We start from the raw sequence: 15,065 nt of genomic DNA, 5'->3' as shown, positions 1-15,065 counted from the left end.
AGAGTGTTATAGCTAGAAATTTCATTGGTTATCCTTTTATGTTTGAAATTTTAGTTTGGATATTTTATTGTTATTGTATTTATAATATTATTAATTTATTATGTGCTGTTTGGGGTTTATTAAATTTATTATGTAGATAAAAATTTATTTCAAGTATTTTTATAGCTTACTTCATTTATCATAAAGCTCATCAAGTCCATTTCTTTCATTCTCAAATACATTATGAAGCATTGCATAACTTGCATCACTTGCATCAGCTATATCAATATAGTCTTTAAAGCAATTTATTAGCTCTTTATTTGATTTTTTAGTTTGCACTTGCTTGTCCTTGTTTGCTTTTATGAAATTTGTTGTTTGTTAAGTAGAAAATATTATCTCCTGATTTTGTACCAAAAGACTCTTTGGTAAATGATACACCTCTACCTTCATCACCAAATAGTCCATATTTGGTTTCAATATAAGTATATGAAAGATATATTTTTATAATTCTCATCTCTTTTCCATCAAAATACATATATTTAGGATAAATTCTAGGTTCTTCTTTTAAAAAATTATCTCCAATAAATTCTTTTATTTTATTTATATAAATTTCTGGTACTTCTGCTTTTTTACCGGTATCTCTTTCATAATCTATCCAACGAATATAATATTTTTTACCATTTGAGAGGGTTTGAGGGAATTTTTGATTTACCAAGGTCATGTCTACATCATATATCGTTATAAATTTATCACCTTGTTTTATCTTTCTAGGATTAGATCTTATTTTATCACCTAAATTTTTGGCTAGCTCTTCTCTTTCTTTTTCTCTTCTCTCTATCTCATCAACAAATTTTTGATTAAATATATACACTCCACCATATTGTTTAGCTAAGTTTTCTAGTTCAGAGTTACTTATCTTTTTATTTGCTTGATTAGCTGAGCAAGCTATTAAGAATATACTTGTTAGAAGTAAGAGTGTTATAGCTAGAAATTTCATTGATTATCCTTTTATGTTTGAAATTTTAGTTTGCACTTACTTGTCCTTGTTTGCTTTTATAAATTTGTTGTTTATTAGAATGAATCTATCTTTACTAGTTCTTGTTACAAAATTTTGTTTACTTAATTTAAAACCCCTTCCTTCGTCACCATATAAGCCATAGCTGGTCTTTACATATGTATAAGATACTCTTACAGTTACAGGTATAGCCATATCTTTGTCTTCATATAGATAAAGCATTAGTAATTCTGGTCTTTGTTTGCTAAAATCATCTCCAATAAATTCTTTTATCTTATTTATATAAACTTCTGGTACTTTGGCCTCTTTACCAGCTTGGTTCTCATAATCTATCCAGCGAGTATAGTATCTTTTACCATTTGAGAGAATTCGTGGAAGTTTTTCATTAATAGGCTTTGGATCAATAGCGTAAAGCCCATCACCCAAATCTCTACCTTTCATTTTTTTACTTAACTCTTTTCTCTCAGCTTCTCTTTTCTCTATCTCTTTCTCAAATTTCTCATCAAATATATATACTCCACCATATTGTTTAGCTAAGTTTTCTAGTTCAGAGTTACTTATCTTTTTGTTTGCTTGATTAGCTGAGCAAGCTATTAAGAATATACTTGTTAGAAGTAGTAATATAAATGCGGTAAATTTCATAAATAAATTTTTAAAATAAATAATCAAAAATCTAAGAATTTTACATAATGAAGTCAAGGAGTTCATCTAAGGATTTTGTCCTTAGATGAAAGATTAAGATTTTTTGATCGCTCTAATAGGAATAACAAATATTGCTGCGATCACATAAAAAGCAATACAAAAAACAGCCGCCATCATAAATATCTCACCGATATCATAAAAGCTTGACTCAAGCCTAAATGTATCCACGTAATTTATCGCAAACCATAATGCTACGCCAAGAGCGATAGCAAAAACGAAAAAACCCCAAGAAAACAAGAAATTTAATATCTTAGTTCCCAATTTCTCTCCTTTTTAATTATTTTTCTAACTTAAAACCGCCACCAAAAGCTCTATAAACTTCGACTGCGCTATCGACCTCATCAAGCTTTGCCGAGACATCTTGTAATTTTGCTTGAAGCAAATTTCTCTCCGCATCAAGAAGCTCTAAATGTCCAATATAGCCAGCATCATATTGCTCTTTAGCAAGCGAGTAAATTCTTTGTTGGGATTTTAGCAAATTTTTCACTTGTTCCAAAGAAATTTTTGCATTTTGCCTTGAAACAAGCGCATCTCTTACTTCGCCAAGAGCCGATTTTACCGCTGCTTCATAATTAACAGCGGCAATTTGTTCATTTGTTTTAGCCACCGCTACATTATTTTTTGTCCTACCAAAATCAAAAATTTTCTGAGCTAAAGAGCCCCCTATACTCCATGTATTGGCATTTCCAACAAAGATATTTTCAAAATCAATACTTGAAAAGCCAAAAAGTCCAGTCAGTGAAATGCTTGGAAAATACTCAGCCCTTGCAACACCAACAAGAGCATTTGTAGCTTTTAAATCAGCCAGTGCCTTTGCCACGTCGCTTCTTCTTAGCAAAATTTCAGAACTAATGCCAGCACTTATCTCGGGAGAAGCTGGTAAATTTTGCGAGCTAGCAATAGCTCCACTTAAAATTTCATTATTACTTTTACCAGTCAAGATAGCTAGTGAGGTGATAGCTTTTGACTTTGCATTTAATATAGAAGTAAGATTGGTCTTAGCGCTTTCTACTGCTGCCTTGCTTTGCAAATAGGTCATCTCGTTTATGCTTCCAAGATCAAGCTGTGTTTTGCGAAGCGCTAGCGTGTCTTCATAAGTTTTTAAAGTCTCTCTTAGCACAGCTTCTTGCATATTTAATGAAACTAACGCAAAGTAGCTTTTTGCAACACTTGAGCTGATACTTAGTCTCGCGCTATCGTAGTCAAATTTGGTTGCATTTAGGCTTTCTTCGGCCGCAGCTACATTATTTCTTACTCTACCCCAAAGATCAATCTCATAGTTTAATCCTAAATTTATATCTGATTTTCTATAACGAGTTTGTGGTTGTTTAGTATATGTTTCGCCGCTACTTTTTGCTTTTTCGTAGCCTACATTTAAATTTATACCAGGAAGCAAATCTGCCTCAGCTACGCCAAGGCTTGCTTTTGCTTTCTCTAAATTTAAATAAGCAACACGTAAATTTGTATTTTTCTCAAGTGCATTTTCTACTAGAGAATTTAAATTTTCATCGTTAAATTCTCTCCACCAAAGATCCCTTATATCGCTTGTCTCATAAGTGTAAGTAGATGTGAAATTTGTATCTACATTTGGCATATCTGGACGAAATGAGCAACCAGTTAAAAACGCCGCCGTTATAAGTATAAACGCCTTATTTCTCATCTTTTTTTGCTCCCTTTTTCCAGTATTTTTCATTTAAATTTTCAAGCAAATAGTAAAACAACGGTACAAAAAATATCGCTATCGTCGTAGAAGCGATCATGCCACCAACCACGCCAGTTCCAAGCGAATGGCGAGATGCAGCGCCTGCGCCTGCGCTTATAACCATAGGAAATACGCCAAGTGTAAATGCGATTGATGTCATTACAATTGGTCTAAAGCGAAGTCTAGCTGCATTTATCGCTGAGTCAAATATACTCTTACCACTATCACGCTCTTGCATTGCAAACTCTACGATCAAAATGGCATTTTTAGCCGCCAGACCGATGAGTAGCAAGAGTCCGATCTCAAAGTAGATATCATTTGTTAGGCCTCTTATCCAAACAGCTAGCAACGAGCCAAATACCGCAAATGGAACGGCTGTGATAACCGCAAGTGGAATGAGCCATCTCTCGTACTGAGCAGCAAGGATGAGAAATACAAAGATCATACCAAAGATAAAAGCAACCGTGCCAGTACCCTGAGAATTTACCTCTTGATACGCCGTTCCCGCCCAGCTTATAGCGTAGTCCTCGCTGCTTAGCGTGTCATTTACGACCTCTTGGATCGCTCTGATCGCATCGCCTGACGTATAGCCAGGTTTTGGATCGCCCATGATCTTAGCTGATGGAAAGAGGTTAAATCTATCAACGATATCAGGTCCAATCGTTCTTGCAAGTGTTGCTACTGAATTTAGTGGCACCATGCCGCCATCATATGAGCGGACGAAAATTTTTCTTAGATCCTCAGGATTATTTCTAAAACTTTCCTCAGCTCTTGCATATACTCGGTAAGATTTACCAGCAAGATTGAAGTCATTTATATAGTAAGAGCCAAAAGTAGCTGCTACCGTGCTAAAAATTTCACTCTCGCTTACACCAAATAATTTAGCTTTTTCTTTATCAACTGTTATCTTGAACTGACGATAATTTGTCTCAAGCGTGGTTCTGACATTTGTTAGCTCAGGTCTTGCGTTTGCTGCTGCAGCTACCTTTCTAGCATCTGCTTCTATCTCGTTGTAACTCTTGCCGCTTTTATTTTGTAGATACATCTCAAAGCCACCAGTCATTGATAGACCCATAATAGGCGGTAAATTTACAACAAATGTCATTGAGTTTTTTGAGCCCCAAAGCATACCATTAAACTGGCCAGCTAATGTATCAGCTCCATTGTTAACGCCTTTTCTCTCACTCCAATCTTTTAGCTTTATAAAGCTAACGGCTGAATTTTCCCTAAGCGAGCTAGCTAGTATGTCATAACCTGCAAAAGCCATAGTAAACTCAACATTTGGGTTGCTTAAAATGGCGTTGCTAATCGAGACTACTTCTTCTTTTGTCTTTAGCATATTTGTTGAAGGCGGAAGTGAGGTGATAACCATTAAAGCACCCTTGTCTTCTGAAGGCACAAGTCCTTTTGGCACAGCATCAAATAGCTTATAAGTGGCAAATCCTAAAATACCAATTACAATAAAGCTAATAATAATATGCCTTAAAATTTTAGCCACTCCAGCCGTAAAGAGTCTAGTGCTAAAGTCAAAGAAGTCGTTAAATTTCTGAACTATCCAAAATGGCTTGCTCTCTTGTTTCTTAAGCATAACCGCACAAAGCGCTGGCGTAAGTGTAAGAGCAACAAAGCCTGAGATACAAACAGAAATAACAAGTGTTAGAGCAAACTGCTTTTGTATAACGCCAACAAAGCCTTCCATAAATGAAACTGGCACGAAAACTGCGCAAAGCACGAGTACGATAGAGATAACCGGAGTTTGCACCTCCTCCATTGCCTTAAATGTCGCGTCTTTTACGCTGATCTCTTTATCTTCATGCAAAATTCTCTCGACATTTTCTATGACGATAATAGCATCATCTACGACGATACCAATAGCAAGAACTAAGGCAAAAAGTGTAATCAAATTTATACTAAAGCCCATTACATAAAGTCCGCCAAATGTACCTATGATAGAAACTGGCACAGCAAGCATCGGAATGATAGTCGCCCGAAAACTTTTTAAGAAAAAGTACATTACGATTAAGACGAGTACCATCGCTTCAATGAAAGTTTTTATAACCTCATCAATTGAAACATCTATAAATTCTGTTGGATTGTAAGCTATGGTGTGCTCTAGGCCAACAGGATAAGTTTTCTTTAGCTCGTTAAGCTTTTCTTTTACAGCATTTGCAGTAGCAAGAGCATTCGCATCGTTTTGTAAAAATAGCAAAAGAGGAATAGCTGGTTTGCCGTTTAACATCGCGTCGTTAGCATAGCTAGCTGCTCCAAGCTCTATGGTAGCTACATCTTTTAGCTTCAATACTGATCCATCAGAACTTTTAATTATTATATCGCCAAACTGGGTTGCATTTTTAAGACGTCCATCGGTACGAACAGAATAAACATAAGGATTACCACCATCAGATGGCTGTTCGCCTATCTTGCCAGCAGCGTATTGTGAGTTTTGAATTTTTACTTGAGAAATGACGTCACTTGGAGTTAGTTTAAAATGAGCTAGTCTATCTGGCTTTAGCCAAATTCTCATAGAATACTCTTTAGTACCTATCAATACTGTATCACCTATACCACTAACCCTTTTTATCTCATCAGCAATATTTAAATTTACATAGTTATATAGTTCGATCAAATCCATATTTGGATTTGTAAAGCCAACAACTTGAAGGATCGAGCCACTTCTTTCACGCACTGTTACGCCCATATTTTGCACTTCTTGGGGCAATCTTGAAAGAGCTGCTTGCACGCGGTTATTTACATCGATCGTAGCTTGTTTTGACGATGAGCCGATCTTAAAATATACGCTTATATTCATAGTACCTGCTGAGCTTGATGTACTTTGCATATAGAGCATATTCTCAACACCATTTATCTGATCTTCAATGGCACTTGCGACTGAGTCGGCGATAGTCTGCGCATCAGCGCCGCTATATGTCGCACTTACAGAGACAGTAGGCGGGGTAAGACTTGGATACTCCTCTATAGGAAGCCCCTTGATACCCATAAAACCTGCTATAACTATGATGATAGATATAACAGTTGCAAATATCGGGCGGTTTATGAAAAATCTTGAAAACATCTATCTGCCTTTACTTGCTACTTGTAGCGTTTGCATCTTTGTTTAAGAAATTTGCGCTTAAGTCTTTATCAGTTTCAACTGGTGCGCCAACTCCGATTTTAAGGAAGTTATTAACTATTATCTTATCGCCATCTTCAAGACCTTCAGTGACTGCTACCATATTTTTTGTTTGATATCCTATTTTTACATTTTTTTGGCTTACTTTGCCATCTTTTACGACTAAAACATAAGTGTTTGTAGCGCTTTGCTGAAGGGCAACTTGCGGTATGTTAAAGGCATTTTTTTGAACAAAGCCGCTCATCTTTATATGACCAAACGCACCTGGTAAAATTTTACCTTCACTATTATCAAAACTAGCCTTTGCCAAAACGCTACCAGTTGCAGTATTTACAACGTTATCTATAAAATTTACTTTACCATTAAAATTTTCTCCATTGACACTTAACACAGCGTCACTATTTAGCTGCTGCCATGAGCCGTTATCCAAATTTGTCTTTCTAGTTAGATTATCCACATCAGCGATATAAAATTCTGCTTCAATAGGATTTATTTTTGTAAGCCTTACAAGTTTTGTTTGGTTTGCTACGACAAGCGAGCCAACATCTACTTGGTTATCGCCCACTACACCGTCAAATGGCGCTGTGATAGTCGTGTAGCCAAGATCTATTTTTGCATTTTTTAAATTTGCTTTTGCACTTACTAAATTTGCATTTGCAATATCATAGGCTGCAACTGCTGCGTCGTAGTCTTTTTGAGAGACTGCATTTTTCTTATAAAGGGCAGAAATTCTTTTAAACTCGGTCTCGGCATTTTTTAAATTTGCATTTGCTACTCCAACAGAGGCATCAAGTGAGTCAAAGCTAGCTTGATATTTTTCTGGATCTATCAAAAATAACTTATCGCCCGCTTTTACTTTACTTCCTGGCTTGAAAAACTGCTTTATGATAGTTCCGCCAACTTTTGGATAGATAATAACATCTTGACTACTTGTAACCGTTGCGGTGTAATCAAAACTAATAGGCATGTCTGTTTTTTGTGCGGTAAAAATATCCACATGAGATAGCGGCATCTGGCGACCTGCTGCCGCTTTATTCTCTTTATTTTCAAAACAACCACTTAGAAATAAAACTGCAACCGAAAGCACAAGAACACTCTTAAAATTTGCCATAAAAACCTCTCTTAATTTTAAATTTTAATATCATATTTAGTTTTTGTAATAATTGTTACAAAAATTTAAAGTTCTCGATTCTATTAGAAAACAAATAAAAAGTCAATTTTATTTTTTACCAATTCCATTCAAAAACAGCTCTACACACAAGCCAATATGCTTTTTACGCTCTCTTTCACTAAGCTTTGGTTCTTCATTTATCAAAAGCGAATCATAGTAATAAGCCCCGATCACGCTTTGTATAAAGTACTTTGCAGCAAATTTGGCTGAAAATTTTGGATCAAGTTTGGCTTTTACTTCGTCTCTTTCAAAGAAATTTATAAGCACAAGATCGATCTTTTTTAAAATTTGATCTAAAAACGTCTTACCAAGCTTGCCACCATTTTTAGAACCCTCGCTCATCATTATCCTACCAAGAGAGATATGCCTTTTGCTACAAGTAATAGAAAATATTATGGTTGCAAATTTGGTTAAAAATTCCTCCAAGCTGTGAGAAATTTTAAGATCTATTTTCTCATCGATCTCTTTTATAAGGCTATCTATCTCTTGCTCAACGATCGCCTCAAAAAGCCCCTCTTTGTTCTCAAAAAATGTATAAATGCTAGAAAGCGATCCGCAACTTATCGCTACGATATCACTTAAGCTTGTCTTTTCGTATCCTTTTTCTAAAAATAGCTCAAGTGCTGTTTTTACGATAAGTTCGTATCTTTTTTTACCCTTTTCTGAGATCGCCATCTTATTTCCTGTTAAATTTTTGCTATTTTATCATCCTTTAGGATAGATAAAAGTGCTTTGCCTTTGAACGCTGATAGCTGGCTCGTCAGTGGCGTAGGCTTTTATATTTATATGTTTTAAAAGATCTTTATCGCTTAAATTTTCATTTTTTGATTTTAGCGTGACGATTACTCGTTGTTTTGCGCCAGCTTTTAATATAAATGGCTTATTTGGACGAGAAATTTCTATATTCTTATCGTCTACTTCAAAGTAAAAGGCGTGCTCTTTATTTTGTGTGTTTTGCACCAAAAATACGTAAGAATTTTCGACTTCATTTTCACCTAAAATTTTATAAAGCTCGCTTGTTCTATTTATATTTAAAAGCATACTTTCTTTTTTGCCACTCATCAATACCCCAGCTGTCAAAATAATGCCCAAAATGACAAGATAAGCAACCGTTCTAAAGCGTAAAATTTTGACTCTTTTTTGCTCTTTTATAGAATTTATACTTCTCCACTCAATAAGCGAGCTTTCATCAAAATGCTTCATCACTTTAGCGCAAGCATCGCTACACTCTAGACAATTTATACATTCAAGCTGCATACCTTTTCTTATATCAATGTGTGTTGGGCATATCCTCACGCATGCCTCGCAGCCAGTACATAGCGCACCCTCTTCTTTTGGCTTTTTAAATTTCTCTTGTCCATTATAGATTACGCCGCCTCTTTTTTGATTGTAAATAACTTGGATCGTATCGTTATCAAACATTACTGATTGCACCCTCGCATACGGGCAGACATAGACGCAGAAATTCTCTTTTAAAATGACCACGTCATAGACTAGCCAAGCGGCTATGCCAAGCCAAAATGCAAGTAAAATTTTATGTTCGCTTGGCTCGCTTATATAGGCTAAAAAATCAAATGGCGGCACAAAAAACCACATGAAATTTGCAGCTATGATAAGGGCTAAAATACACCAAATTCCAACTGCTAAAGCACGCTTTAAAATTTGTCCTTTTGGCTCATTCTGCTTATTTTGTATATTTTTTCTGACCTTTAAAATTTTAGTTTGCAAAAGGTCACGAAATATCGTTCTAAAAATAGTTTGCGGACAGCTCCAACCGCACCAAACGCGCCCTGCAAGTGTCGTTAGAAAAAATATGCTTAAGAACAAAATAATAAATAAAAATGGTAGCAAGTACAGCTCTTGCATATCAAATTTTGTAAAAAAGAGATCAACTCTACTTTTATCAAAACTTAGCAAAAATAGCTGCGCATCATTTACTCTGATAAATGGCAAAACAAAGACAAATAGCGTAATACAGGCGAAAAAAATGTAACGCCTCTTGGCGTAGCTAAGATGAAAATCCTTTGACATAATAAGCCTTTTTTGAAATTTTATGATTATAAAGCTTATGGCATTAAAAGAGTTTTAAAAAAAAATAGTTAAAAGCTTAAATTTATGAAAATTAAACTATACTCACGGCTTATTTTAATCTGAAAGGTGGTGAGGACGTTGCCTGGTATTAAGGTACATCCTAACGAGTCATTTGACGAGGGTTACAGAAAGTTTAAGAAACAAACTGACCGTAACTTAGTAGTAACTGAAGCAAGAGCTAGACGCTTCTTTGAGCCTAAAACTGAGATCCGCAAGAAACAAAAAATTGCTGCTCGTAAGAAAATGCTTAAACGTCTTTATATGCTTAGACGCTACGAGTCAAGACTCTAAAACCAAGACAAAGAGGGCTTTGCTCTCTTTGTTTAACTCTTCTTTTAGCCTTATTTTTTTATAATCAAAGCAATTTTTTTATTTTATTTTAAACGGAAATTCGATGCAAAAGCTAGCTATAAACGAAGCTGCAGAAATTTTAGGCATAACAAAAGAAGCAGTCTATAATAGAATCCGCCGTGGTTCGATAAATACAGTCATTGAAAATGGCACAAAATTTGTCATCCTTGATGAGAAACCAAGTAGCGAAAAAGTCACAAAATCCGCTCCAAAAAGTACAAAAACTAAATCCCAAAATGATGAGTTTGTAAATTATTTGCTAAATGAGTTAAGCGAGTTAAAGAGTTTAAATTTAAACTTGCAAGCTGACAAGGACAGGCTTTTTAAAGAAAAAGAGCAGATGCTAATCGAGCGAAAAAATGAAATTTTGCAAATTTATAAAGATAGAGATGAGAAACTCATGCAGTTTCTAAATGCTATGCAAAGGCCACTTTTAGCACAAAAAAATGACGATATGCCAAATAATGAAGCGATAGAGGCCGAGATAGAAAATGAGTCAAAATGGATAAATTTAAGTGAATTTTTAAAGGAGCTAAATCTAAAGCCAAAGGCAACGAAAAAAGCCAGTGAAAAGATAATAAAAGCAATACACCACTCAAAATTTATAAAATTTAAACGAGGTGTGATACTTGTTAGAAGACATAAAAATTTAAAAGAGTTGATAGGAGAGATATGAAACACATTAAAAAGATAGCTACTTATGCTGCAGTAGGCGGATTTGGTGCGATCGTTATGGCTGGCCTTGCTGGTTGCGGCAGTAACAATGGCGGTAATGAAAACGCACTAAATGAGGTTGCACAAAAAAATGGTGCCTTTGTCATCATCGAAGAGAGCGCACCTGGAGTTTATAAAATTTTAGAAGAGTATCCAAGTACTGAAACTAGAGTCGTGTTAAAAGATATCAACGGCACTGAGCGTATGCTAAGCAAAGACGAGATCGATAAGCTCCTAGCTCAAGCAAACGCAAATATCGACAATGGCACTTCAAATTTAACAAAAACGAGCGACGCCCAGCTAAGTAGCGGTGGGCTAAGTCTTGGTGAGACGATACTTGCCTCAGCAGCCGGTGCGATACTTGGTAGCTGGATAGGTAGCAAGCTTTTTGGAAATCAAAATTTCCAAGCTACTCGTCAAAATTCTTACAAAAATCCAAGTGCATACACAAGAAGCGTTGATAGTTTTAACAAGCAAAAAGCGGCAAATTCTGCTGCAAGAAGTAGTGGCGGCAAGAGCGGATTTTTCGGTGGTGGCTCAAAATCAAGCTCTAGCTCATCAAGCTTTGGAGGCTGAAAAATGATAAATTTAAGAAAAATCACCCCGTTAAATAACGAATTTATGGGAAAAATCGGCTTTGCGTGGCATACAGATAACGATAACAGCTCATATATCGCAGATGAGATCGTACAGGTAAAAGCAAGCGAGGCGGATGCTTACTACGAAGCAGCAAATGAGCTATATGATATGTACGTAAATGCCGCTCAGTACGTCATTGACAACAACCTTTTTCACGAGATAGGCATACCATTTAACCTCGTTGATAGTATCAAAAAAAGCTGGGAAAATGACGTTCACTGGCATCTTTATGGCAGATTTGATCTTGCTGGTGGGCTTGATGGCAAGCCGATAAAACTGATCGAATTTAACGCCGATACGCCAACGGCAGTCTTTGAAACAGCGATCATTCAGTGGGCGATGCTAAAGCTAAATCACATGGATGAAGCTGAACAATTTAATAACCTTTACGAAGCTCTAAAGCAAAATTTTAAACGCCTTATCACGCTTGGCGATAATAATGTAAATTTTGAGGATGTTTACGAGGGCTGGGGGATACTCTTTAGCTCTATCGCTGGCAGTATCGAGGATGAGCAAACCGTAAAATTACTACAATACATCGCAAAAGAAGCCGGCTTTAAAACCGACTTTGCTTACGTTGATGAGGTCGTTTTTAACGATGATGAGGGCATTTTTAAAAATGATGAAAATTTTGAATACTGGTTTAAGCTTGTGCCTTGGGAGAGCATAGCGATCGACGAAGGTGAGCTAGCACTTATACTTTCAAATATCATCAAAAACCAAAAAGCCATCATCATAAATCCCGCCTATACGCTGCTTTTTCAAAGCAAGGGAATTTTAAAAATTCTTTGGGATCTATATCCTAATCACCCACTCTTGCTTGAGACCTCAAACGAGCCACTAAAGGGTAAAAAATATGTGAAAAAACCACTCTTTGGTAGGGAGGGCGCAAACGTCTCGATACATGATGAAAACGGTGCAAAAATAGCAAGCAACGACGGCGAATACGACTCAAACAAAGCTATCTATCAAGAATTTTACGAGTTTAACCAAGATGAGAGAGGCGATAACTACCAAGCCGGCGTATTTTACGCTTATGAAGCGTGTGCGCTTGGATATAGAAAGGGCGGCAAAATTTTAGATAACTACTCTAAATTTGTAGGACATTTCATTAAGGACTAAAGATGAAGATCGTTTGTTTAGACGCGGCAACGCTGGGAGAGAACGTTGATCTTAGTGTTTTTAAGAAATTTGGCGAGTTTATCAGCTACCAAAAAACCAAAAGCGAAGAGGTCGTGCCCCGTCTAAAGGGCGTTGATGTTGTCATCACAAATAAGGTCGTCATCGACAAAGCTGTGATGGACGCGCTAAATTTAAAGCTTATCTGCATAAGCGCAACTGGGATGAATAATGTTGATCTAGAGCATGCAAAAGCTAAAAACATAGCTGTTAAAAATGTCGCTGGCTACTCAACCGCAAGCGTCGTGCAGCATACGTTTGCGATGCTTTTTGAGCTAACAAATCACATAAAATTTTATGATGAATACGTAAAAAGTGGCGAGTGGGTGAGGAGCGAAATTTTTACCTATCTTGGCGCAAACATCAGCGAGATCGCTGGCAAAGAATTTGGCATCATCGGACTTGGCGAGATAGGACGTGGCGTGGCGGTAGTGTCGCGCGCATTTGGCGCAAACGTGAGCTACTACTCGACAAGCGGAGTAAATAAAAATAGCGAATTTAGGCAAAAAAGCTTAGACGAGCTACTAATAAGCAGCGACATCATCAGCATCCATGCACCACTAAATGAAAAGACTAGAAATTTACTAGGTATAAACGAGATAAATTTACTAAAAGATGATGCGATAGTGCTAAATTTAGGACGCGGCGGCATAGTAGACGAAGTAGCGATGGCAAGAGCGATAGATGAGAGAAATTTACGCTTTGGTACGGACGTTTTAGAAAGCGAACCGATGAGCGAAAATAGCCCATTTTTAAATGTAAAAAATAAAGAAAATCTACTCATCACGCCGCACGTAGCGTGGGGCAGCTTGGAGGCTAGAAAGACGCTCATCGCAAAGATTGTCGCAAACATCGAAAATTTCATCAATGAGAGCAAGTAATGGGCTATGATATAAGCTATCACGCCATTAGCGAAGATGAAATTTCAAAGTGGTATTTTGAGGCACTTGAGCTTGTAAGGGCTGGTAAATTTGACGAGGTTTTAGCACTTGCTAGCAAGGCTGGCGTAGAGGAATTTTACGCACAAAAGTACAAAGATACGCTAAGTGCTGCGTTGCAGTATAAAGACGATGAAATTTTTAACAAAACTCACGGCTTTTGTATCGCCGTCACGCAAGGATTTTTTAGAAAGTATTTCTACACTCGTGGTACATCGCTAAGCTCTTTGGCGCAGCAAAACGAGAAATTTAAAAACTACGTCAGCAACTGGCGAGAAATTTTACCAAGTGAGTTTTTGGATAAATTTAGTGGTGAAATTTATAATGAGATCACCGAAAACTACTGTTGTGGCGCTTATGTAAACGCTCAAAACGTAGCTAAACTAAAAGCTGACTATGAAGCAGGTGGTGAGATAAAAGAGGCAATTGATGGCTTTTACGCTCAAAATTTACCTGCATTTTTAGATGCGCTAAACTACGCATGCGAGCTAGAAATAGGCCTGCTCGAGGCCACTGAGGTCGTGGAGCCAAATCCACTTGATCTAAACAAATCAAGCTCATATTCAAATCTCTTTAACTGCGATCCAAAGGGTGCTATTATCTACGCACAGATCGCAGTGCAGCAGATTGGCGAGGCGATAAATCAAGAAGAGACTGGCAAAAAGTCGATTTTTGAGAAGATCAAAGGGCTATTTAAATAAATTTGAAAGGATAAAAATGGCAACCGAACATAGCTTTGATATAAGTGCTGAGGTCGATATGATGGAGGTTAAAAACGCTCTTGAGACAGCGAAAAAAGAGATTGCTGCGAGGTATGACTTTAAAGGACTTGCGGCCGAGGTCGAGCTAAATGAAAAGGAGAAATTTATCACGCTTCTTAGCTCAAGCGACAACAAGATCGATGCATTAAAAGACATCGTGATCTCAAAGCTCATCAAGCGAAACATCCCACCAGTAGCGATCACAGAGACAAAAAGAGAGCTGGCAAGTGGCGGAAATTTAAAGGCGACGCTAAAGCTAAACGACACGCTTGATGGCGAAAACTCAAAAAAGATCACCAAAGCGATCAAAGACTCAAAGATCAAGGTGAGCGCGCAGATAAGAGGCGAAGACATCAGGGTGACAAGCAAAAGTATAGATGACTTACAGGAGTGTATAAAGCTAGTGAGGGGGTTAAATTTAGAACTTCCGATAAGCTTTAAAAACCTAAAATAGCACGCATTTTCGCTTCATTATGCGTTGTTGATTCAAATTTTTGCTAGGTCATTACCCACTCTCGGTAACTCCCGTCACAAAAATTTAAATCGCCTAGCCTAATTTTGAGAAAACGTCGCATGATTTTCATGTTAAAATTTGGCAAATTGCTTGGATAAATTTGCGAAATTTCGTATGATTTTGTATCTAAAATTTGGCGTATTCGTTGATAAAATTTCGCCTTATCATTTTGCATTCAA

At 36.8% G+C, this 15,065-nt stretch carries 16 protein-coding genes; 7 read left to right on the top strand and 9 right to left on the bottom strand.

The features are described 5' to 3' along the window. Positions 1 to 171: 171 nt before the first annotated feature. The 9 genes from MTT30_RS09580 to ccoG form a co-directional block, all read right to left on the bottom strand. The gene (locus MTT30_RS09580) at positions 172 to 318 is read right to left on the bottom strand and encodes a hypothetical protein (protein ID WP_429801791.1); all 147 of its coding nucleotides are present in this window, start codon (positions 316 to 318) and stop codon (positions 172 to 174) included. Continuing rightward, complete coding sequence (locus MTT30_RS09575; protein WP_429801790.1) at positions 308 to 976, bottom strand: tRNA 2-selenouridine synthase; 669 nt, start codon at positions 974 to 976, stop codon at positions 308 to 310. The genes MTT30_RS09580 and MTT30_RS09575 overlap by 11 nt, the downstream gene beginning before the upstream one ends. A gap of 36 nt (positions 977 to 1,012) precedes the next feature. Continuing rightward, positions 1,013 to 1,702 carry a tRNA 2-selenouridine synthase gene (locus MTT30_RS09570; protein ID WP_429801789.1) on the bottom strand — a complete coding sequence of 230 codons (690 nt, stop codon included), beginning with the start codon at positions 1,700 to 1,702 and terminating at the stop codon, positions 1,013 to 1,015. A 27-nt stretch (positions 1,703 to 1,729) separates the two neighbouring features. Continuing rightward, positions 1,730 to 1,957: a hypothetical protein gene (locus MTT30_RS09565; RefSeq protein WP_021090435.1), complete on the bottom strand. Its 228-nt coding sequence runs from the start codon at positions 1,955 to 1,957 to the stop codon at positions 1,730 to 1,732. A gap of 16 nt (positions 1,958 to 1,973) precedes the next feature. Further along, positions 1,974 to 3,356: an efflux transporter outer membrane subunit gene (locus MTT30_RS09560; protein ID WP_429801788.1), complete on the bottom strand. Its 1,383-nt coding sequence runs from the start codon at positions 3,354 to 3,356 to the stop codon at positions 1,974 to 1,976. After that, positions 3,346 to 6,471: an efflux RND transporter permease subunit gene (locus MTT30_RS09555; protein ID WP_429801787.1), complete on the bottom strand. Its 3,126-nt coding sequence runs from the start codon at positions 6,469 to 6,471 to the stop codon at positions 3,346 to 3,348. The genes MTT30_RS09560 and MTT30_RS09555 overlap by 11 nt, the downstream gene beginning before the upstream one ends. A gap of 10 nt (positions 6,472 to 6,481) precedes the next feature. Continuing rightward, positions 6,482 to 7,639 (bottom strand): efflux RND transporter periplasmic adaptor subunit, encoded by a 1,158-nt coding sequence (locus MTT30_RS09550; RefSeq protein ID WP_429801786.1) that lies wholly within the window; start codon positions 7,637 to 7,639, stop codon positions 6,482 to 6,484. Between the two features lie 108 nt (positions 7,640 to 7,747). Then, a complete protein-coding gene (locus MTT30_RS09545) occupies positions 7,748 to 8,374 on the bottom strand; it encodes a TetR/AcrR family transcriptional regulator (protein WP_429801785.1) in 627 nt (208 codons plus the stop codon). A 30-nt stretch (positions 8,375 to 8,404) separates the two neighbouring features. Next, complete coding sequence (gene ccoG, locus MTT30_RS09540; RefSeq protein WP_429801784.1) at positions 8,405 to 9,730, bottom strand: cytochrome c oxidase accessory protein CcoG; 1,326 nt, start codon at positions 9,728 to 9,730, stop codon at positions 8,405 to 8,407. A gap of 138 nt (positions 9,731 to 9,868) precedes the next feature. On the opposite strand from ccoG, the gene rpsU reads away from it, so the two are divergent. The 7 genes from rpsU to MTT30_RS09505 all read left to right on the top strand — a co-directional run bounded on the left by rpsU (position 9,869) and on the right by MTT30_RS09505 (position 14,826). Beyond that, positions 9,869 to 10,081, top strand: a complete 213-nt coding sequence (rpsU, locus tag MTT30_RS09535) for a 30S ribosomal protein S21 (protein ID WP_009294994.1) — start codon at positions 9,869 to 9,871, stop codon at positions 10,079 to 10,081. A gap of 103 nt (positions 10,082 to 10,184) precedes the next feature. Then, positions 10,185 to 10,817 carry a DNA-binding protein gene (locus MTT30_RS09530; protein ID WP_429801783.1) on the top strand — a complete coding sequence of 211 codons (633 nt, stop codon included), beginning with the start codon at positions 10,185 to 10,187 and terminating at the stop codon, positions 10,815 to 10,817. After that, positions 10,814 to 11,431: a UPF0323 family lipoprotein gene (locus MTT30_RS09525; protein ID WP_429801782.1), complete on the top strand. Its 618-nt coding sequence runs from the start codon at positions 10,814 to 10,816 to the stop codon at positions 11,429 to 11,431. The genes MTT30_RS09530 and MTT30_RS09525 overlap by 4 nt, the downstream gene beginning before the upstream one ends. 3 nt (positions 11,432 to 11,434) lie before the next feature. Then, on the top strand, positions 11,435 to 12,616 hold the full coding sequence (locus MTT30_RS09520) for a glutathionylspermidine synthase family protein (RefSeq protein ID WP_429801781.1): 1,182 nt from the start codon (positions 11,435 to 11,437) through the stop codon (positions 12,614 to 12,616). Between the two features lie 2 nt (positions 12,617 to 12,618). After that, complete coding sequence (locus MTT30_RS09515) at positions 12,619 to 13,554, top strand: D-2-hydroxyacid dehydrogenase (RefSeq protein ID WP_429801780.1); 936 nt, start codon at positions 12,619 to 12,621, stop codon at positions 13,552 to 13,554. Further along, on the top strand, positions 13,554 to 14,312 hold the full coding sequence (locus tag MTT30_RS09510) for a hypothetical protein (RefSeq protein WP_429801779.1): 759 nt from the start codon (positions 13,554 to 13,556) through the stop codon (positions 14,310 to 14,312). The genes MTT30_RS09515 and MTT30_RS09510 overlap by 1 nt, the downstream gene beginning before the upstream one ends. A gap of 16 nt (positions 14,313 to 14,328) precedes the next feature. Continuing rightward, positions 14,329 to 14,826 (top strand): YajQ family cyclic di-GMP-binding protein, encoded by a 498-nt coding sequence (locus MTT30_RS09505; RefSeq protein WP_429801778.1) that lies wholly within the window; start codon positions 14,329 to 14,331, stop codon positions 14,824 to 14,826. Positions 14,827 to 15,065: the final 239 nt, after the last annotated feature.

The sequence above is a fragment of the Campylobacter concisus genome, from assembly GCF_050447445.1.
Classification (GTDB): Bacteria; Campylobacterota; Campylobacteria; order Campylobacterales; family Campylobacteraceae; genus Campylobacter_A; species Campylobacter_A concisus_BI.
The sequence above is the reverse complement of the archived record's forward strand: the minus strand, read 5'-3'. Positions and strand labels throughout refer to the sequence as shown.

Coding starts and splice junctions, on each gene's coding strand:
- MTT30_RS09575 (WP_429801790.1), bottom strand. CDS start 976: ATGAAATTTCTAGCTATAACACTCTTACTTCTAACAAGTATATTCTTA.
- MTT30_RS09570 (WP_429801789.1), bottom strand. CDS start 1,702: ATGAACTCCTTGACTTCATTATGTAAAATTCTTAGATTTTTGATTATT.
- MTT30_RS09560 (WP_429801788.1), bottom strand. CDS start 3,356: ATGAGAAATAAGGCGTTTATACTTATAACGGCGGCGTTTTTAACTGGT.
- MTT30_RS09555 (WP_429801787.1), bottom strand. CDS start 6,471: ATGTTTTCAAGATTTTTCATAAACCGCCCGATATTTGCAACTGTTATA.
- MTT30_RS09550 (WP_429801786.1), bottom strand. CDS start 7,639: ATGGCAAATTTTAAGAGTGTTCTTGTGCTTTCGGTTGCAGTTTTATTT.
- MTT30_RS09545 (WP_429801785.1), bottom strand. CDS start 8,374: ATGGCGATCTCAGAAAAGGGTAAAAAAAGATACGAACTTATCGTAAAA.
- ccoG (WP_429801784.1), bottom strand. CDS start 9,730: ATGTCAAAGGATTTTCATCTTAGCTACGCCAAGAGGCGTTACATTTTT.
- MTT30_RS09530 (WP_429801783.1), top strand. CDS start 10,185: ATGCAAAAGCTAGCTATAAACGAAGCTGCAGAAATTTTAGGCATAACA.
- MTT30_RS09525 (WP_429801782.1), top strand. CDS start 10,814: ATGAAACACATTAAAAAGATAGCTACTTATGCTGCAGTAGGCGGATTT.
- MTT30_RS09520 (WP_429801781.1), top strand. CDS start 11,435: ATGATAAATTTAAGAAAAATCACCCCGTTAAATAACGAATTTATGGGA.
- MTT30_RS09515 (WP_429801780.1), top strand. CDS start 12,619: ATGAAGATCGTTTGTTTAGACGCGGCAACGCTGGGAGAGAACGTTGAT.
- MTT30_RS09510 (WP_429801779.1), top strand. CDS start 13,554: ATGGGCTATGATATAAGCTATCACGCCATTAGCGAAGATGAAATTTCA.
- MTT30_RS09505 (WP_429801778.1), top strand. CDS start 14,329: ATGGCAACCGAACATAGCTTTGATATAAGTGCTGAGGTCGATATGATG.